This is a genomic window from Capnocytophaga sp. G2, assembly GCF_035282625.1.
Classification (GTDB): domain Bacteria; phylum Bacteroidota; class Bacteroidia; order Flavobacteriales; family Flavobacteriaceae; genus Capnocytophaga.
In genome coordinates, this window is record NZ_JAYKBU010000002.1 from 24,001 (window position 1) to 43,611 (window position 19,611).

At 36.6% G+C, this 19,611-nt stretch carries 21 protein-coding genes and 1 tRNA gene; 15 read left to right on the forward strand and 7 right to left on the reverse strand.

Translation table 11 applies throughout. From position 1 onward, the window contains the following. The first annotated feature begins 184 nt into the window (after positions 1–184). Entirely contained in the window at positions 185–583 is a 399-nt protein-coding gene (locus VJJ03_RS01655) for a hypothetical protein (RefSeq protein ID WP_323973430.1), read from the forward strand. Between the two features lie 36 nt (positions 584–619). Here VJJ03_RS01655 and VJJ03_RS01660 read toward each other — a convergent pair whose 3' ends face one another. Together VJJ03_RS01660 and VJJ03_RS01665 are read right to left on the reverse strand one after the other, a co-directional pair. Beyond that, positions 620–937 (reverse strand): rhodanese-like domain-containing protein, encoded by a 318-nt coding sequence (locus VJJ03_RS01660; protein WP_323973432.1) that lies wholly within the window; start codon positions 935–937, stop codon positions 620–622. A gap of 11 nt (positions 938–948) precedes the next feature. Continuing rightward, the gene (locus VJJ03_RS01665; protein WP_040358106.1) at positions 949–2,139 is read right to left on the reverse strand and encodes a pyridoxal phosphate-dependent aminotransferase; all 1,191 of its coding nucleotides are present in this window, start codon (positions 2,137–2,139) and stop codon (positions 949–951) included. Positions 2,140–2,273: 134 nt separating this feature from the next. On the opposite strand from VJJ03_RS01665, the gene VJJ03_RS01670 reads away from it, so the two are divergent. The 5 genes from VJJ03_RS01670 to VJJ03_RS01690 all read left to right on the forward strand — a co-directional run bounded on the left by VJJ03_RS01670 (position 2,274) and on the right by VJJ03_RS01690 (position 8,663). Then, the gene (locus tag VJJ03_RS01670) at positions 2,274–3,074 is read left to right on the forward strand and encodes an SDR family oxidoreductase (protein WP_323973434.1); all 801 of its coding nucleotides are present in this window, start codon (positions 2,274–2,276) and stop codon (positions 3,072–3,074) included. A gap of 65 nt (positions 3,075–3,139) precedes the next feature. Beyond that, positions 3,140–3,457, forward strand: coding sequence for a hypothetical protein (locus VJJ03_RS01675; protein WP_323973436.1), 318 nt, complete (start codon positions 3,140–3,142; stop codon positions 3,455–3,457). After that, on the forward strand, positions 3,454–4,437 hold the full coding sequence (locus tag VJJ03_RS01680; protein WP_323973438.1) for an NAD-dependent epimerase/dehydratase family protein: 984 nt from the start codon (positions 3,454–3,456) through the stop codon (positions 4,435–4,437). The genes VJJ03_RS01675 and VJJ03_RS01680 overlap by 4 nt, the downstream gene beginning before the upstream one ends. Before the next feature lie 122 nt (positions 4,438–4,559). After that, positions 4,560–7,094 (forward strand): DUF5686 and carboxypeptidase-like regulatory domain-containing protein, encoded by a 2,535-nt coding sequence (locus VJJ03_RS01685; protein ID WP_323973440.1) that lies wholly within the window; start codon positions 4,560–4,562, stop codon positions 7,092–7,094. Positions 7,095–7,181: 87 nt separating this feature from the next. Beyond that, positions 7,182–8,663: an ankyrin repeat domain-containing protein gene (locus tag VJJ03_RS01690; protein ID WP_323973442.1), complete on the forward strand. Its 1,482-nt coding sequence runs from the start codon at positions 7,182–7,184 to the stop codon at positions 8,661–8,663. 103 nt (positions 8,664–8,766) lie between these two features. Here VJJ03_RS01690 and VJJ03_RS01695 read toward each other — a convergent pair whose 3' ends face one another. The 3 genes from VJJ03_RS01695 to VJJ03_RS01705 all read right to left on the reverse strand — a co-directional run bounded on the left by VJJ03_RS01695 (position 8,767) and on the right by VJJ03_RS01705 (position 12,466). Beyond that, positions 8,767–9,900, reverse strand: a complete 1,134-nt coding sequence (locus VJJ03_RS01695; RefSeq protein WP_323973632.1) for an acyl-CoA dehydrogenase family protein — start codon at positions 9,898–9,900, stop codon at positions 8,767–8,769. A gap of 2 nt (positions 9,901–9,902) precedes the next feature. Then, entirely contained in the window at positions 9,903–10,901 is a 999-nt protein-coding gene (locus tag VJJ03_RS01700) for a cysteine synthase family protein (RefSeq protein WP_323973444.1), read from the reverse strand. Between the two features lie 215 nt (positions 10,902–11,116). After that, on the reverse strand, positions 11,117–12,466 hold the full coding sequence (locus tag VJJ03_RS01705; protein ID WP_040358571.1) for a lytic transglycosylase domain-containing protein: 1,350 nt from the start codon (positions 12,464–12,466) through the stop codon (positions 11,117–11,119). A 193-nt stretch (positions 12,467–12,659) separates the two neighbouring features. Here VJJ03_RS01705 and VJJ03_RS01710 point away from each other — a divergent pair, with 193 nt between their 5' ends. Together VJJ03_RS01710 and VJJ03_RS01715 are read left to right on the forward strand one after the other, a co-directional pair. Then, a complete protein-coding gene (locus VJJ03_RS01710; RefSeq protein WP_009746597.1) occupies positions 12,660–13,604 on the forward strand; it encodes a mevalonate kinase in 945 nt (314 codons plus the stop codon). Positions 13,605–13,609: 5 nt separating this feature from the next. After that, positions 13,610–14,146 carry an RNA methyltransferase gene (locus VJJ03_RS01715; protein WP_040358569.1) on the forward strand — a complete coding sequence of 179 codons (537 nt, stop codon included), beginning with the start codon at positions 13,610–13,612 and terminating at the stop codon, positions 14,144–14,146. Between the two features lie 2 nt (positions 14,147–14,148). Here VJJ03_RS01715 and VJJ03_RS01720 read toward each other — a convergent pair whose 3' ends face one another. Both VJJ03_RS01720 and tsaE read right to left on the reverse strand, forming a co-directional pair. After that, entirely contained in the window at positions 14,149–14,511 is a 363-nt protein-coding gene (locus tag VJJ03_RS01720; RefSeq protein ID WP_009746595.1) for a hypothetical protein, read from the reverse strand. 14 nt (positions 14,512–14,525) lie between these two features. Further along, complete coding sequence (gene tsaE / locus VJJ03_RS01725; RefSeq protein WP_323973447.1) at positions 14,526–14,942, reverse strand: tRNA (adenosine(37)-N6)-threonylcarbamoyltransferase complex ATPase subunit type 1 TsaE; 417 nt, start codon at positions 14,940–14,942, stop codon at positions 14,526–14,528. A gap of 64 nt (positions 14,943–15,006) precedes the next feature. On the opposite strand from tsaE, the gene VJJ03_RS01730 reads away from it, so the two are divergent. The 7 genes from VJJ03_RS01730 (at position 15,007) to VJJ03_RS01760 (ending at position 19,553) form a co-directional block, all read left to right on the forward strand. Further along, on the forward strand, positions 15,007–15,642 hold the full coding sequence (locus VJJ03_RS01730; protein ID WP_009746593.1) for a DUF4290 domain-containing protein: 636 nt from the start codon (positions 15,007–15,009) through the stop codon (positions 15,640–15,642). Between the two features lie 118 nt (positions 15,643–15,760). After that, positions 15,761–17,071, forward strand: coding sequence for a UDP-N-acetylglucosamine 1-carboxyvinyltransferase (murA, locus tag VJJ03_RS01735; RefSeq protein ID WP_323973450.1), 1,311 nt, complete (start codon positions 15,761–15,763; stop codon positions 17,069–17,071). A 110-nt stretch (positions 17,072–17,181) separates the two neighbouring features. Beyond that, positions 17,182–17,255, forward strand: a tRNA-Arg gene (locus VJJ03_RS01740). Positions 17,256–17,366: 111 nt separating this feature from the next. Next, the gene (locus VJJ03_RS01745; protein WP_323973452.1) at positions 17,367–17,990 is read left to right on the forward strand and encodes a hypothetical protein; all 624 of its coding nucleotides are present in this window, start codon (positions 17,367–17,369) and stop codon (positions 17,988–17,990) included. A 4-nt stretch (positions 17,991–17,994) separates the two neighbouring features. Further along, the gene (locus tag VJJ03_RS01750) at positions 17,995–18,744 is read left to right on the forward strand and encodes a hypothetical protein (RefSeq protein ID WP_323973453.1); all 750 of its coding nucleotides are present in this window, start codon (positions 17,995–17,997) and stop codon (positions 18,742–18,744) included. Between the two features lie 11 nt (positions 18,745–18,755). Further along, positions 18,756–19,220, forward strand: a complete 465-nt coding sequence (locus VJJ03_RS01755) for a DUF3828 domain-containing protein (protein ID WP_009746519.1) — start codon at positions 18,756–18,758, stop codon at positions 19,218–19,220. Positions 19,221–19,235: 15 nt separating this feature from the next. After that, on the forward strand, positions 19,236–19,553 hold the full coding sequence (locus VJJ03_RS01760; protein ID WP_009746518.1) for a winged helix-turn-helix domain-containing protein: 318 nt from the start codon (positions 19,236–19,238) through the stop codon (positions 19,551–19,553). The last annotated feature ends 58 nt before the right edge of the window (positions 19,554–19,611 follow it).

Genomic DNA, 19,611 nt, shown 5'->3' on the forward strand with positions numbered 1-19,611 from the left:
TTATTTTGAAATAAAGCAAGAGATTTCTGAATTTATTTTGTAATATTTTATTCGGATTTTATTAACTTTTTAGTGTATTTTGAGGGGGATAATTTATTAAAAAGTTATATTCTTGTTAAATTGGAAGAAAACTTAAGATTAATTTGTTTTTCTGTTTTACATTTGCACCAAAAATTAATAATTAATGAAAAAAAAATTTTTAATCTTAGCAAGTTTAGTAGCGATAGCTACTGCTTGCAGTAAAAGTGAAGGAGAAAGAACAGGAACTTCTATCGTAGATGAATGGGTCCCTATAAAGATAGTAAGGAAAAAAGTGGAAACTCCTATTAATAGTTGTAATAAACAGTCAAAAGTTATTATTACAAAAGATCACTTTACTTATTATGAATATTGGAAAGAAAATCAAGATTGTAAATCTCAAATTGATGAGTATGATTATATAAAAGATAAAGAAAATGGGAAAAGTAGGATAAAAAAAGATGGTGAATTTCACTATTATTACTATGCATTAGAGGATAATGGGGCACATCTTCGTCTTACTAATCTTATAGAGGATAGCTATACGATATTTAAGCGCAAATAGATTATAAGGGGCTATCTGAAAGGATAGCCCCTTATATTATATAATAGGTAATTCTGCTTTTTCCCAAGAGAGGATTCCTCCATCTAAGTTCAGAAGTTTCTTATAACCTTGTTCTAAGAGAAAAGCAATAGCCTTCTGACTACGTCCCCCTGAATGACAGGCAATAATTACCGTTTTATCAGTGGGAATTTGAGCAAAGTTCTCTGTAAGGGTGGAAAGAGGCAGATGCAGGTAGTGATTTACTTTATAACACTTCTGAGCTACTTCATTGGCTTCCCGCACGTCTACAAGGAGAGTACCTTGCTTTGTGAGTTTCCACGCTTCTTCGGGTGTAATATGTTGTATGTCATTCATGATATTGTATTTTAGAGGGTTACAGCTTCCTTAATGCGGCGAAGAGCTTCCCTAAGATCTTCCTCACTGGTGGCGTAAGAAAGGCGGATGCAGTGGCTATTTCCAAAAGCCTCTCCTGTTACAGTGGCTACATGGGCTTCTTCCAATAAGTAAAGAGCAAGATCACCCGCATTGTGGATTGTCTTGCCTCGTAAGGTTTTCCCGAAATAATAAGAAATATCAGGGAAGAAGTAGAAGGCTCCGTCAGGAATATTGGTTTTGAATCCTTCTATCTTACAAAGAAGTTGATATACCACATCACGGCGATGACGATAGGCATCTATCATGTATTGTATATTGCTCAAGGGTGCTTTCAGGGCTGCGATACTAGCACGTTGGGCAATACTATTAGCACCACTGGTAATTTGTCCTTGCATTTTGGTACAAGCTTTGATAATCCACTGGGGAGCTCCCATATATCCCATACGCCATCCAGGCATAGCAAAGGCTTTGGAGAGACCGTTTACTGTGATAGTACGTTCATACATCCCTTCTATTTCTGCCATAGAGGTATGCTGCCCTATATAGTTAATGTGCTCATATATCTCATCAGAGAGGAAGAAGATATTGGGGTGCCTTCTTAGCACTTCAGCTAGGGCTTCTAACTCTTGGCGAGAGTAAATGGCTCCACTTGGGTTTCCTGGAGAACTGAGCCATACCATCTTAGTGCGGGGGGTAATAGCAGCTTCTAATTGTTCAGGAGTTATCTTGAAATGACTCTCAAGAGTAGTAGGAATTTCCACAGGGACTCCCTCGGCAATCTTAGTAATATCGGAATAACTGACCCAATAAGGGGTAGGGAGAATTACTTCATCACCAGGATTAAGCATCACTAAAGCTATATTAGAGAGACACTGTTTTGCCCCAGTGGAGACGATTATCTGAGAAGGTGTATAAGTAAGATGGTTGTCCTTTTTGAATTTTTCGCAGATAGCCTCCTTTAGCTCCATATAACCATCTACAGGGGAGTACTTGCTATAATTCTGATGAATAGCCTCAATAGCAGCTTCCTTTATAAAGTCAGGAATAGCAAAATCAGGTTCTCCTAAACTAAGACTGATAATGTCTTTGCCTTGTCCTTTAAGTTCTCTGGCTCTTGCAGCCATCGCTAAGGTAGCTGAGAGAGTCATATTATTTGCGCGGTGGGATAAAAATTGATTCATAATTTACGAAAGTTATGTTTTACAGGATACAAATTTACGTTTTTTCTTCATATTAAGAAATAGAAAAAGGAAAAAAATTTGCCTATTTTCTTTTTAAAGATTACTTTTGTCCTCGTTTAGATACAATAAAATTAATGGAAAAAGAAGTAGTACTTATCACGGGAGCTTCCTCAGGTATAGGAAAGGCTACAGCAGAATATTTAGCAAGCAAGGGCTATATAGTGTATGGTGCGGCAAGGCAACCTAAGGAGACTCCTAAAACCTTTGTTTTGCTAGCAATGGATGTGAGACAGGAGGACTCAGTAAGGGCAGGAGTGGCTTATATCTTGGAGAAAGAAGGTCATATAGATATTCTTATTAATAATGCAGGGGTAGGTATTACAGGAGCTATAGAAGAGACCCCTATTGAGGCTTTAGAGAATGCTTTTCAGACGAATTTTTTTGGAGCTATACGCACCATTCAGACAATACTTCCTACTATGCGAGCCCAAAGGAAAGGACTTATTATTAATATTACTTCGGTGGCAGCCTATATGGGCTTACCTTTCAGAGGAGGGTATTCTGCCAGCAAGGGAGCCCTGTCCTTACTTACAGAAACACTACGTATGGAAACTCAGCAGTTTGGAATTGAATTCTGCACCTTAGCTCCAGGTGATGTAGCTACCGATATAGCTTCTCGACGCTTCCATACGCCAGCTTTTGAGAATTCCCCTTATAAACAATATGTGCAAGCTCTCCCTTTAATGAATGAGGATGTAGATAAAGGACAGGCTCCGGAGATTTTGGCAAAAACAATTTATAGAATCATCTGTAAGAGACATCCTAAAGTACATTATGTAAAAGGGAAATTCTTAGAAAGGTTCTCTATTGTTTTGAAGAAGGTATTACCTAGCAAGTGTTTTGAAAAATTGCTGAAAGGTCATTATAAGCTATAACTCTTTAATATAAATGTTGATAACTTATTTTTAGTATTCAAAAAAAATGATTTATTTTTGCCCTTGTGAAAACCATAGGAATTTCAAAATATTATCGTATTTATCAAAAAACCAATGATCGGAGGTTTTATGTAGAAATGCCTGAACAGACCCTAGAGTTTCGTTTTTGTGAACTTTTGGAGTTTCGTGGTAAAGTGCAGGCTATTGACCTTACCTCACATTTTGGTTATTCTCAGCCAGGAATTGAGATACTTACCTTCTGTGGAGGGAAATACCTATGTGTGTTCACCACTGTACAAATAATAGATTTGCAGAAACTTCTTTTTGAGATTTTTGAAGGAGTATCTGAAAAGGAAATATTTACCAAATATGTACTTCTATGATAGTGGTAACAGGGGCTACAGGCTTATTAGGAGCACATCTGCTTTACGAACTGCTCTCTCATACTACTTCTCCTATAAGAGCTTTGTACCGAAAGAATAAAGACACTTCATTATTACAACGTATATTCCAGACTTATTGTCCATCAGCTATTTCTTTGATAAAGAGAATAGAATGGATACAGGCAGATGTATTAGATATTCCTGCCCTTACAGAAGCCTTGAAAGGGACAACACAACTGTATCACTGTGCAGGGAAGGTGTCCTTTGACCCAAAAGATACCCAGGAACTCTTTAGAAGTCACGTGGAAGGAACAACTAATGTAGTGAATGTAGCCTTAGAAAAAGGAGTCAAGAAACTTTGCTATGTAAGTAGTATAGCTACTTTTACCCCTAAAAAGGGCTCCATTGTTACGGAACAAACAGAGCAGGAACCCCAGAGGGAGAAGGGGCGAGAATATGCTCTTAGTAAGTATAGTGCTGAGATGGAAGTATGGAGAGGCATACAGGAAGGACTGCCTGCCATAGTAGTATATCCGTCGGTAATTATAGGTGTAGGAGTGGAGCAACATCCAGCTATGAATGTAAAGAAACTTTGTCGGTTGCCCTATGTGACCGAAGGTGGGACAGGTTTTGTTACCGCATCTGATGTAGCACATGCTATGCGACTACTTGTAGAATCTTCTATTGAGAATGAGGGATTCATTCTTAATGGAGAGAATTTGCTTTATAGAGAATTCTTTGATAAGTTACAACAGTTACACCCTACATTACCTAAAAAGCGTTTGTTGAATAGGACTGCCTTACGAGGACTTTCCTATATTGATGCCTTTCTTTCTTTTTTTGGTAAGAGAAGACAATTATCTTCTAAGATGCTACAAACACTACAACAAAGGACATGCTATGATGGAACAAAGATACTCCAAGCAATCCCGTTCTCTTACACGCCAATAGAAGAATCACTTAAAAAATTATCCTTATAAGTATATCTATTATTGATTTTTTTATTATCTTTGCTCTCTATAATTGTATTAAATACTGATAAATTAATATATTTTTTAAAGAAATATATTTTGATTATCTCTCTTATTAATAGAAAAATATTATGCCGCTAAAAAAAAATGTATTTATTCTAACCCTCTTCTTATTTCTTGGAGGGTACGTACTTACTATAGCCCAAACACGTGTTTCGGGACAGGTGATTGATGAACAAGGAGAACCGGTTCCTTTTGCCAATGTACTTTTTAAGAATACTCATATAGGGACAGCTTGTGATGAGAATGGAAAATTCTCTCTGTATTCTCAGAAGAATTACACAACTCTTGAGGTTTCATCAGTAGGATTTACTACTAGGGAAATAAAACTTAAGGGGAATGATAATACCCGTATGAAGATTGTGCTTATTATGGGGGAAGAATTAGCTCCTGTAGTGATCGTAGAAAAACCTAAGAAAAATCTTTCTAAGAAAGAGAACCCCGCCTATCCAATTCTACAGAAAATATGGGCAAATAAGCATAGAAATACGCTTACTCAGGCGAAATCCTATCAGTATAAGCGTTATGAAACGGTAGAGTTGGGACTTAATAATTTGGACTCTGTTTTTCTTAAGAGGGCATTGCAATCGGAATATCAAGAGGTACGTAATATTCTTTCTGAGAAAAAATATAAGCAATACTTTTCTATGCCTATGTATCTCAAGGAAGAAGTTTCTCAAGTGTATGGAGACAATGAACATAACTTGCAACGTACTGATGTAGAGGCGGAGCGTACACAAGGAGTTGTACAAACGGGCTTTGGTTTGGAACGATTTACGCGTAATTTTAGGGAATTTGATGTATATGATAATTCTTTTTATCTGTTGGACAAATCCTTCGTGAGTCCACTTTCTGAATATGGATATGGAGTATATGCCTATGTGTTGAATGATAGTATAGAAAAGGATAATCGTAAGTTATATTCTATTTATTTTTTCCCGAAACAAGACCAAGATTTGCTTTTCAAAGGGAACTTTACAGTAGATAGCAAGACATACGCTATTACTTCTATACAAATGTACACAATTAAGGAAGCCTCCCTGAATTTTGTAAGGGACTTATCCATAGAAAAGGAATTTCAATGGGTGAATGATACCTTAGTACTTCCTAAAAAGGATTATTATGAAGGGGATTTTACAATCCTTACTAAGTCCGATGAGGAAAAAGGAATGTATGTAAAGAAGAGTATTGTTTATTCTGATTATCTGTTAAATGTTCCTAAAGAGGAATCTTTCTATTTAGCCTCAGTGGAGAAAATCAAATCCAATCAGTTTGCCCAACCTGAAACTTATTGGGAGAGACTCTCAGGAGGCGATTCTCTAATGACGAAAACACAGAACCTTATACGCAGGGTAGGTAATAATAGACGAATTAAAGGAATTTCCGATGCCTTGAATATTATAACCTCAGGTTATATTCCTATAGGACAATATGTACAATTTGGTTCTCTGTGGGAATCTTTTACCAATAATGATGTAGAACGTAATCGTTTTCGTTTCGGATTCAGAAGTTTTGTAAGCAATGATGACCGATTCCGCACCTATCTTTATGGTGCTTATGGTACTCTGGACAAAAAGTTTAAGTATGGAATTAGTGCCAAATACTTATTCTTCCATAAGCCGAGAATAATGATAGGAGGGCTTTACCAAGATGATTATTTACAGTTGGGAAGTATTCTTCAAAGAGATGATGCACAATTAGACCTTCGCAATGCCTCTAACTTTCTCTTTGCTCGTGGAGAGAACTATTATCTTACTCGTAATAAACGTATTCAAGGAGTTGCTGATATAGGATTGTTTAAGAGTAATTTGCATATCACTCTATCGGGAACCTATCAGCAGATGAAATCGGCAGATCCTGCACATTTTTCTATTGGTTATCATGCTTCTGAAGGAGGAATCTTTGATAAATATTCTGATGCCAATGCCTCTTTAGCTCTTACTTATACCCCAAAACGTAATGTATATGGTTATGGTGTAGAGCAGTTCTATGGGAAAAATATCTTTTCTACTTTCCGATTAAAGTATACACAGGGGTTCTCAGGGATACGTAATAGTCAATTTGACTATTCTCGTTTGGAAGGTATGATCCATTATCCACAGCCTCTCTGGGGTATAGGTATTCTTCATACTGTAGTAGAAGCTGGTAAGGTGTTTGGAGAGGTGCCTCTTCCACTATTGACTCCTACTCCGGCTAATCAAACCTACGCTACTTCTCGTAGGGAATTCAATCGTACTTTCCAACTTTTGGATTATTATGATTTTGTGACAGATGCTTATATTAATGTATATGCAGAACATCATTTTAATGGTTTTTTGCTGAATAGATTACCGCTAATTAAAAAGACTAAATGGCGAAGTTTGCTCTTGGCACGAGTGGCTTACGGAACCTTACGAGAGGAAAATAGAGGGGTTAGTGCCTCTAACATCTACTATAATGCTCCTGAGAAACTCTATTGGGAATATGGTTTCGGGATAGAGAATATAGGGATAGGTAATTTCCGTCCTATTCGAGTGGATTTTATCTGGAGAAGTAGTTTTAATGACCTCAATGGAGTAAGTAATCCTTATTTTGGTATTCGCTTTGGGATAAAACCTGAATTCTAATCTTTAACAAATATTTTCAGCAACTTTATTTAGAAACGCTCTAATTATTTCTTATATTTGCATCATTTAAAAAATATGGAAAATTGTATGAGAAAGATACTTTTAGGAGTAGTGTTTATAGCTTTTTTACCTGCCTTTGGACAGCGAACAAATATTTTTTTGAGTCGTGATTTCTGGACTCAAAATACTACAGTAGATCAAGTAAAAGCAGAAATAGCCAAAGGGAATAGTCCTTCTGAGCTTAATGAAAGAGCTTTTGATGCACCTACATTGGCTATATTAGGTAAAGTACCTACTGCAACAGCAATCTATCTGATAGAACAGCCAGGTAATAGCATAACTAAAGCCACACATGATGGACGTACCTACCTTTTCTGGGCAGCAAGTGCAGGGAATGTCGAGCTGATGCATTATCTTATTCAAAAAGGAAGTGATTTGTATGCTAAAGACACTAAAGGAAATATACCCATTACCTTTGCAGCCCTTTTTGGAGTAACGAATCCTAAGGTATATGATGCCTTTTTCAAAGCAGGGATAAGTCCTAAGACAAAATATGACCAAGGGGAGACGCTCCTTATGAAAGTAATCCCTTTTGATAATGAGAGATTAGAACTTACTCAATATTTTTTAGGGAAAGGAATGAAAATCAAAGAAGTTAGCAATAGTGGAGCTACACTTTTTGACTATGCTGCTAAGGGAGGAAATATACACCTACTTAAAGTGCTACGTAAAAAAGTAAAGCCTACTTATCAGGCTCTTCCTATGGCAGCTGAAGGGATGGTGCGACAGCCTAATAATCCCATAGAGCTCTATAAGTATTTGGTAGAAAATCAAAAAATATCAGCCAATGCCTTTGATTCTAAAGGAGCTAATGCTCTTCACTACTTGGCACGAAGGCAGGACTTACCTTCTATAAAATATCTTATAGGCAAAGGAGCTATGATTGATATAATAGATAAGAATGGTAATACAGCCCTTATGAATGCATGTTATGGACGCAATCTGGACATAGTAAGAGCTCTTTATAAAAGTAAAGGACATATTAACCAGGCAAATAAAAAAGGAGAGACAGCCTTGCTCATAGCGCTACAGCGTAGCGACAATAATATAGTTAATTTCCTTTTAGAACAAGGAGCTGATACAAGAGTAATTAGTAAAAAAGGAACAAATGTAATAGAAGCCTTGCTTGATAGTTATAATCCTCGTAAGAAGGATAATGAGATTGATTTTGATAAAAAGGTAACTCTTTTAAAGCAGTATCTGGTTTCTTTACAAGCTCCCAATACGGAGGGGGATACTCCTTTACATTTGGCAGTAGTTAAGGGGAATAAGGAATTATTAGAGAAAGTACTCTCTTTTGGAGGAGATATTAATAGCCAAAATAAGGATGGAGAGACTCCTTTAATAAAGGCTGCAATGGTAGCTAAAGATACAACAATTCTTGAATATTTAGTAACTCACGGGGCTGATAAAGGGCTTACGACATCATTGGGAGAGACGGCTTATGATTTGGCAAGAGAGAATGAAGCATTACAAAAAAAAGGTGCTAACTTGGACTTTTTAAAGTAAACTATAATATAAAATAAGAGAGGCTGTCCAAAAAACTTTTTGGACAGCCTCTCTTACTGTGTAACTGATCCTAAGCACTTGCGTGGCTTTATTTTCTCTAATGCTATAGGTTTCTACTGATAACTAACTTTAGGATTTCAGAAGTTCCTTCTCCAATAGTACAGAGTTTAGCATCACGATAGAATTTCTCTACAGGATAATCCGTTGTGTAACCATAGCCACCATGTATTTGTATTGCTTCATTGGATGCTTTTACACAGAGTTCGGAAGCATAGAGTTTTGCCATAGCCGCCTGCTGGGTTACTTTTTGGTGTGTTTCTTTTAAATGTGCTGCCTTATGTAACATAAGTTCTGCGGCTTCTATTTCAGTGGAGAGTTCTGCTAACTTAAATCCAATTGCCTGGAAAGAAATGATAGGCTTACCAAATTGAGTACGTTCTTTAGCATATTTGATAGCAGCATTAACAGCACCCTTAGCAGTTCCTAAGGAAAGTGCTCCAATAGAAATACGACCTCCATCAAGTACTTTCATAGCCTGTATGAAACCCTCTCCTATTTCGCCTAATCTGTTTTCATCAGGGATAAGGCAATCCTGAAAAATGAGTTCTGCTGTTTCACTTGCACGCATACCAAGTTTGCTTATTTTCTTTCCATTTGAAAACCCTTTGGTTCCTCTTTCTACAACAAAGGCGGTCATTCCATGCTTATCTCCCTTTTCCCCTGTGCGAGCAATAACAACTACTACATTAGCACTAATGGCATGAGTAATAAAGTTCTTTGTTCCATTGAGTACCCACATATCTCCTTTTTTGATAGCTGTAGTATACATACCACCAGCATCAGATCCGGTATTGTGTTCTGTAATTCCCCAAGCACCTATATGTTCTCCTGAAGCCAATTTAGGAAGCCAACGTCTTTTTTGTTCTTTATTAGCGAAAGTTAGTATATGATTTACACACAATGAATTATGAGCTGCTATAGAAAGTCCTATAGAAGGGTCTGTTTGGGAAATGGCATCAACAATGGTAATATATTCATGATATCCCAGTCCGGAGCCTCCAAATTCTTCAGGAACAAGTATCCCCATAAAGCCTAATTCTCCTGCTTTTCGAAATACATCTATAGGAAAAGTCTGTGTTCTGTCCCATTCACTGCGATAGGGTAATATATATTGTTTAGCAAAGGAATGAACTGTTTGAGCAATTACTTCTTGCTCCTGTGTATAAGAAAAATTCATCATTAATCATTAATATTTAGTTTTTCTTTTAACCATGTTTGGTTATAAATTTTATTCATATATCGAGAGCCATGGTCAGGGAAAACAATCACAACAATACTATCAGGGGAGAATAGTCCCTCTTGTGCATACTTTTGAGTAGCTACCCAAGCAGCTCCTGAAGTATAGCCACAGAAAATACCTGTATGCTGAGAAATATAGCGTGCCGCTAAGGCACTTTCTACGTCATTTACCTTCACGAAATGGTCAATAACCTTTGTATCAAGGGCACCAGGGATGAGGTTTTTACCTAATCCTTCAATATAATAAGGATGGAGTTCATTTTTGTCTACTTCTCCAGTATCAAAATATTTTTTAATAAGTGAACCTTCAGCATCTACTCCAAGTACTTTTACTTCAGGGTTTTTCTCCTTCAGGTAACGAGCAATACCAGAGAGAGTCCCTCCTGTACCGCTACAAACTACCACATGAGTAATTTGTCCAGAGGTTTGTTCCCAAATTTCTTTTCCTGTGGATTGATAATGAGCCTCAATATTTAAAGGATTGAAGTACTGGTTGATATAAATAGAGTTAGGTGTTTCTTTATGGATACGTTTTGCTACTTCATAGTAGGAACGAGGGTCATCAGCCGGTACAGATGCGGGGCATACATGTACTTCAGCCCCTAAGGCTCGGAGCATATCTATTTTATCCTGAGAGGATTTGTCAGATATAGCAAGTATACAACGATAGCCACGAATAGCAGCAATCATGGCAAGGCTATAGCCTGTATTACCAGAAGTAGTTTCAACAATTACCCCTCCAGGAGCAAGTAACCCTCTCTTTTCAGCATCATTAATGATGTAGAGGGCAGTACGATCCTTGGCAGAATGTCCAGGATTAAAGGCTTCAAGTTTGGCAAAGAAGTGTCCCTTCATAGGAGAAGCGATCTTTTGCAGGGAGATGAGAGGGGTATTTCCTATCAAATCCAAAATGCTGTCATAGTATTGAATATTCTTCATGAGGTAATGGTTTAATTAAGAAAAATCATAATGTTCTATAGTGTATATCAGAGCCTTAAAGTAAGGCTATCCTTTATAGGATAAAGTCAAGGGTGCAAAGTTACAACATTTTAAGGGTTAATTCAAGAAAAAATAAAATAATATTAAAAAAATAAAAAGAGAAGAGCTAAACGATAATTATATCATCTTTTAGCTCTTATAGAAATATTTTTAACTTACTTATGTATTACTATCCGTTGTCCCACTTTCAGGGAGTTACTTCTTAGCTTATTCCATTTTTTTAGTTGGCTGACGGTTACTCCATAGCGAGAGGCAATACGTCCCAAGGTCTCTCCTTTTCTTACTTTATGAGTGATACGATTATTAGCACGTGCTTGTTCGGCAGTAACAACCTTTGGAAGAATTTTTTCTCGCTTGGAATCCTCCTGATCAAGGTAAGCGTAGATAAGGTCTTCATTATTAACGAAGATACCAATAGCCTCTACAGGGAGCCGTACTCCATATTTTTTCCCCTCTATATAAGGGACAATATTAAGAGAATAAGCAGGGTTGAAGAACTCTATTTCTTGTTCACTCATTCCGACAATATCTCCTATATCCTTAAAGGAGATATGTCGTTTTACTTGAACTGTGTCTGTCTCAAAAAATACATTAGTTTTTTTATCTACTTGAAAGCCATGTTCTTTGGCATATTCAAAAATGTATAGAGTTGCTAAGAAGGCGGGCACATAACCTGCAGTTTCGTTAGGGAGATAGGGACGCAGATTCCAATAATTAGTTTTTCCTCCTGAGCGGCGCATAGCCTTAGTAACATTACCAGGTCCAGAGTTATAGGCAGCTAATACTAAGTTCCAATCATTGAAAACACTATAAAGTTTTTTGAGATATTGAGCAGCTGCTTGAGTAGATAATTCAGGATGAGAGCGCTCATCCACATAGTTGTTGACCTCTAATCCATATATTTTTCCTGTGTAGTACATGAATTGCCAAAGCCCCTTAGCTCCCATTCTGGAAGTAGCCTTGGGATTCATTGCCGATTCCACAATAGCTAAATATTTGATTTCCTTAGGAATTTGGTATTTAACAAGTTCTCTCTCGAACATAGGGAAATAATATTGGCTGATATTCATAAGCCTCTGGAGGGAACTTCGTCGGTTTTTTAGAAAGTTCTTAATAACATTTTCTAAGATAGGATTATACTCTATGTGAAAAGGTGTTTTTTGGTCTAATTTGGCTAAGCGTTCCTTAAGGACTTCTGTGGGGAGCTCGTCATAAACAACATTTCCTTCAGGATTATTCTGAATGTCATTTTGCATCATTGGATAGAGAGAATTATTAGAGAGTTCCTCTAACCATTTTTTATCATAGTTTAATGCCTTATTATTGTCTTTTAGTTGAAGGAGTCCCTCGCGAAGGTTCCCTAAAGAAAGGCTGTCTTTGGAAGTGAGTCTTGAGTTAGTACGATTTGGATTCTTGTGTAAAGTATCTGATATATTGTGTTTTACCTGTGAAATTCCTAAGAGGGGAAATAAGTAAATTAAGGAAAAAATGTATATTTTTTTCATGAGATTCATTTAGCATAATGCATTCCAGAGGGCAAAAATAGGTAAATATTTTGAAACAACCTACTAATTAAATAGTAAAAAAATGAAAGATAAAAGTTAAAGCTAAAGAAGATAGAAAAACTTTTCACTTTTTTAGTTTTTCTTTTCACTTTTTTTGTACCTTTGCCCTTTGAATACACTATTTTTAACCTCAATGAATTCAACATTTTTCTACTCAAAAATACTTTTATTTGGAGAGTATGGAATTATAAAAGACTCTAAGGGACTTGCTATCCCTTATAATTCCTATAATGGAACACTAAAGAAAATTTCAATAAAAGAACAAAATAAGCAGCAACAGGACTCTAACAAATCTCTACAGATTTATTTTGAGTACCTTAAGAGAATTTCTCAAGAGGAGAAAGCCATTGTTCATTTTGATATTGAACGTATGGAAAAGGATATAGAAGAGGGAATGTACTTTGATAGTAGTATTCCTCAAGGATATGGAGTAGGGAGTAGTGGCGCTTTGGTAGCTGCTATTTATGATACCTATTCCATAGATAAGATAGAGACATCACAGCACCTCACACGTGATTTGCTTTTAAAGTTAAAGGAAATATTTTCTTTGATGGAATCCTTCTTTCATGGGAAATCCTCAGGATTAGACCCCTTAAACAGTTATTTGAGTATTCCTATACTGATTAATTCAGCCAATTTAATAGAAACTACTGGAATTCCTTCCCCCTTTGAACAAGGAAAAGGAGCTGTGTTTCTCTTGGATAGTGGAATGATAGGGGAGACGGCTCCTATGGTAGAAATATTTATGGAGAAGATGAAGAATGAGGGATTTAGGAAGATGCTCAAAACACAATTTGCTAAATATACAGATGCTTGTATAGATAATTTTCTACAAGGTAATTTTAAATCTTTGATAGGGAATGTGAAGAAACTATCTAGGGTAGTACTTAATCATTTTAAGCCCATGATACCTCAACAGTTCCATACACTTTGGCAACAAGGAATTGATTCAGGAGATTATTATTTGAAACTCTGCGGATCAGGAGGGGGAGGCTATATTTTAGGATTTACTCCTGATTACCAACGCGCTAAAGAGGTTTTGAAAGACCATAAGTTGGAATTGGTTTATCGTTTTTGAAAGATATGAGGAAGCTAACCAATGAGGAGTTACACCGCTTGAGTATAGATCAATATAGACAGGCAGAAAAGATACCTGTTATTATAGTGTTGGATAATGTGCGAAGCCTCAATAATATAGGTTCTGTTTTTAGGACAGCAGATGCTTTTAGAATAGAAAAGATTTATCTGTGTGGAATTACAGCTTGTCCTCCTCATAAGGATATTCATAAGACAGCTTTAGGAGCTACTGAAAGTGTAACATGGGCGTATGAAAAGGATATTCTCCAGCTGTTAAAGGAACTGCATCAATCTCAAGTGGAGACTATTGCGATAGAGCAAGTAGAAGGAGCGCAAAGTTTATCTGATTTTCTTCCAGAGAAAGGGAAGAAATATGCACTTATCTTTGGTAATGAAGTGGAGGGAGTACAACAAGAGGTTGTCTCCTTATGTGGAAAGGCAATAGAGATTCCCCAATATGGAACGAAGCATTCTTTGAATATTTCCGTGAGTGCTGGTATTGTCATGTGGGAAATAGGACAAAAAATAAGAAAAGAAAGTTAACATCACTTTATAAGAGTGACAGATTTAACGGTGGCTTTTTCAGTACAATTCTCTACTGTTATTTCCAGAGAGGATTGTTGGGTGTCTTTCCCTTGAATTATATAGGTACGACAAGCAGATTGGGTATCACTACGTGAAAAATCTACATTTCCTTCTTTGAAGATAGGGGAGAGAGATTCCATAGTATATCCTTGGGATTGTACCTCTGGTGATATAGTTAAGGGTTTAGACCGTAAATTCTTTAGTACTCGGCAATTAGGTAAATAGCAGAATTCAGTTCCTTTACGCTGAAAGAAAAACATAACGATGATACTGCCTAAGGCAAGTCCAAAGAAAAAGAAACCAAAGCGCTTGAGTAAGCTCATATTATAATAAGGTATTAATTATGCTGTATTATAGTAATTTCTCGAGTATTTTCATCAATAAAGGTGAATAAGACCTCTGTGTATTGATCGGGGAGGAGGGAAGGAATGCGCTCCGCCCATTCTATGAAACACCAGTTATTCTCCTGCCAATATTCCTCTATGCCAAAATCAAGGGCTTCCTGTTCTTGTTCAATACGATAGAGGTCAAAATGGAAGATTTTTCTTTCCTCTCCTTGGTATTCATTTACTAAGGAAAAAGTAGGACTGTTCACCCTTTCTGTAACACCTAAGTGCCTGCAGAGGGCTTTGATGAAAGTGGTTTTACCTACTCCCATAGCTCCCTGAAAAAGAATGACATTGTGAGAGAGAGGGAGTACTTTTTCGGAAAAAGTTTTAGCAAGAGCATCTAACTGCTGAAGAGTATATTGCATATCTGTAAATTCGGGTACAAAAATACAAAAAAATAATTATTAATTGACTTTATAATTTACTAACGTGGAACAAGAAGTTTTAGAATATAATACTGAACGTAATGAGCTTATTATTCCTGAATATGGAAGGCATATTCAGAAAATGGTGGAGAAAGCGATGAAGATAACCGATCGAACTCAACGGAATAATACTGCTAAGGGGATCATTGCTGTGATGGGAAATATGAATCCACACCTAAGAGATGTGCCAGATTTTCAACATAAGCTTTGGGATCAACTTTTTAAGATGTCCAATTTTCAGATAGATGTAGATTCTCCTTTTGAGAAACCTACGAGAGAGTCCACCACGCCTCATCCTGAAAAATTACCCCTTCCTCAGCATCGTCTCAAGTATCGATTCTATGGGAATAACATACTGAAGATGATACAAGTATGTAATAGTTGGGAAGAAGGAGAACTTAAGACTGCCTTAAAATTTTCTATAGCCAATCACATGAAGAAATGTTTCCTTACCTGGAATAAAGAAGGAGTGGAGGATCATGTGATTTTTGAGCATTTGTATGAACTTAGTGATGGGAAGATAGATTTGGCTACTTCGGAAGAGAACCTTAACAGTAAGCCAACTCATTATCAGAAAAAGAATAATAATCCCATGACAAAGAAAAATACAACCTATGGGAAGGGAAAAGGAAGAAAATAATTCAAAGGACTTATAATAGATATTATCATAGGTTGTTAAGAGGTTTCAATTACTATTTAGCCATGACAATATTGGAACTTGTATACATTAATATAAAAACACACTAACTACTATATTTATGGAAAGTTTTAAAATAGAAGGAGGGCATTCTCTGAGTGGGAGTATTACCCCACAAGGAGCAAAAAATGAAGCCCTACAAGTACTTTGCTTGGTATTGCTCACCGATGAGAAAGTGACTATTCACAATATTCCTGATATATTGGATGTGAATAAGCTTATAGGATTGCTGGAGAATTTAGGAGTAAAGATTCAGAAGTTGGCAAAAGGATCTTACTCTTTCCAAGCAGATGAGATTAACATGGATTATCTCTCCACTGCTGAGTTTGCCCAACAAAGCCAAAGCTTACGAGGCTCAATACTTATCTTAGGTCCCCTTTTAGCACGTTTTGGTTATGGAGGTATTCCCAAGCCAGGAGGAGATAAAATAGGACGTCGAAGATTGGATACTCACTTTGATGGTTTTGTAAAATTAGGAGCTACCTTCACTTATTCACAGGAGAAGCACTATTATACGGTAAATGCTCCAGAGGGACTTAGGGGAAACTATATTCTGCTGGATGAAGCTTCTGTAACAGGAACAGCCAATATAGTCATGGCAGCTTCTTTGGCAGAAGGTACCACTACACTATATAATGCGGCTTGTGAGCCATACCTACAACAAGTGTGCCGTATGCTTAATCGGATGGGTGCAGAAATAGAAGGGATAGGCTCCAACCTACTTACTATTAAAGGAGTAAAAAAGTTGAGAGGTTGTACTCACCGAATTTTGCCTGATATGATAGAGATAGGAAGTTGGATAGGGATGGCAGCTATGACACAGAGTGAACTTACAATCAAAGAAGTGGGTTGGGAACACTTGGGATTGATTCCTTCTGTATTTGAACGATTGGGGATATCTCTTGAAAGAAGAGAAGATGATATCTATATTCCTGCACATACGGATGGGTATGAGATACAAAGTTTTATAGATGGTTCAATCCTAACGGTATATGATGCTCCTTGGCCAGGATTTACTCCTGACTTGCTCAGTATTATTTTAGTTACCGCTATTCAGGCAAGAGGAGAGGTACTTATACATCAGAAAATGTTTGAAAGTAGGTTGTTCTTTGTGGACAAACTAATAGATATGGGAGCAAAGATTATTCTGTGTGATCCTCATAGAGCAGTGGTGATAGGAAATGATTTCAGATCACGATTGCGAGCTACAACGATGACCTCTCCTGATATTCGAGCAGGAATAGCGTTGCTTATTGCGGCTCTTTCAGCTAAGGGGACTTCCACCATTCATAATATTGAACAGATAGATCGTGGTTATGAATGTATAGAAGAACGTCTACAAGCAATAGGAGCAAGGATAATTCGAGCATAACTTTTTAGAAATGAATAGGTTATCATATCAATTATTTTTGTATAAAATTAAATAAGAAAATCCTTGCAGACTTAAAAAAAAGTTGTACCTTTGCACTCGTAATAATGATTGGCCTCGTGGCGCAACTGAATAGCGCATCTGATTACGGCTCAGAAGGTTACAGGTTTGAATCCTGTCGAGGTCACTAAAGAAAAGAGGCTGTCCGAAAAGGGTAGCCTTTTCTTATTAAAAAAAATTGTAAACATTTGGTAGTTTCAATAATATTTCGTTACTTTGCATCTCAAAGTACTTTCTTATGGAGAAGCATAAATACTTAGATGATCTAAAGGAAATACGGCAGATGATGCGTAGATCATCTCTATTTCTATCTCTTAGTGGACTCTCAGGAGTTCTGGCAGGGGTGTATGCACTCATTGGTGCAGGTTTAGCTTTTGATATCTTGGAAGATCACTATCAGCATCAAGCCTATGTAACTATTGAGAGTTATACCTTCAAGCTTCTTATGGGGATTGCTTTAGCAGTTCTTTTAGCTTCCATAGTTACTGCTTATTTGTTTTCAGCTTATAAGGCGAAGTGTAATGGTGATAAACTTATCAATATTACCTCCAAGCGTGCCTTATATAACTTTGCTCTTCCCTTGCTTACCGGAGGGATACTCTGTGTCCTACTCATTAAGAATGGTCACTATGGGTTACTTTCTCCTATGACGCTTATTTTCTACGGATTGGCGTGTGTGAATGTGAGTAAATACACCTTTGGTGATGTACATTACCTTGGTATTACCGAAATTGCATTGGGCTTGTTAGCTGTACAATTTTCAGGCTATGGATTGCTATTTTGGGTCTTGGGATTCGGAGTATGTCATATCCTTTATGGAGGTATTATGCACTTCAAATACGAACGTAATAGAAAGAAATAAAGTAATGACAGAAGTTTTAAAGCGCTATATTGATGCTTCTAATGCTTTTCGTAAAGCAGCGGACTATCATGAAGGAGCGATAGCTCTTTATGACTTATTGTACGACTTGCAAGCCAAAGAAGAACGCACCAAAGAAGAGGAGCATATCCTTACTGATACTTACACTTTATTAGGATACCATCTATCGGCTTATGAGACTTTCTCTCGCATTGCTGACCCAACCAATTATAAAGAGAAAAGCAAACTATTAGTTTTGGAAGATAAAGCCAAAACGCATAAAAATATTTTTTGTATCAAGGATATTCGAAAATTGAGAGTCAAACGAGAGCAAAAACCTTTTGAGAAAGAGGATTTTTCTCTAAAAGAAGAAACAACTTTCGGACATCAGTATAAGATGCAGCGTGAAAAAATACTCGTTTTTAATAAAGAGTTAGAAGGTAACAGATTTGAGTTATTTATCTATGCCAAAATTACCTTTGAAGAATGTTTTCCGAAAATAAAAGAATACTTAGAATGGTTCGCTACCGCTAAAGAAGTTATTATCAATAGCTTTAACAATGAATTTGAAGACTGTGATATTTTTCCTAAAGCCGACGATAATTGGTATGACACCCTAGAAGTATATCGTATGAGAGTAGAAGTAGGGGAAAAAGGTATCTTTACCAATGTAGAAGCAGCAGATATTTACACTGACCACTTGCTAATAATAGAATTTGAAGAGAAAGAAATCACTCATATGGGGTTAGACGGATAATACAATATATCATGAAGACAAAATTTTTTATCATAACACTATTATTCCTTATGGGAATAACCATGTTAAAAGCTCAAAATAAAGATAATGATACGCAAAAGGCTATCGTTACTTTAAAAGAGTTTTACAAAGTAATATATGATGAGGTCTTAGATGACAAAGAGCCTCTTTTTAAAAAATATCTCTCTAAAGAATTGTACCACAAAGTATTCCCTCCCTCCCCACCAGGTGAAGACAATTCACCAGGGTATGATCCTTTTATACAAGGACAGGACTATGAGGCAAAAACACTCAACAATAGCTTAAAAATCACTCACATAGAAGGCAATATCTATAAAGTGTGCTTCGTTCTATTTAGCGAAGATAAAAAGAAGACTTGTGTAGATCTTCAATTAAAGAAAAACGGTCAAGGAAAATACATGATTACCAATATCTTAAGTGATAAAAATTTCTATATCAAACCAAAAAGGAATTAGTTAAGACCCCATAAATTGAAGTCTCTTTTAGCACATATCAATAAGGCTTTTGATCATCGTATTCGCTTGGCAATCATGTCAGTACTGATGGTCAATGAGAGTGCTGATTTTAACACTCTCAAGGAGTTGCTTGGAGTTACCGATGGTAACTTGGCAAGTCATACCCGTGCTCTTGAGAATGAGGAATATATTGTTGTAGAAAAAATGTTCGTAGGTAGGAAAACGAATACTCGATATAAAGCTACCCAAAAAGGAAGAGAAGCTTTTCAAGCTCATCTGGATGCTCTTGAAAAAATTATTAGGAATCAAACCGAAGACAAAAAAGAAAAATAAAAGACTTCTTTTTGTATAAATACTTTGAAACGCAAAGCACTTTTTGAAATAAATAGTA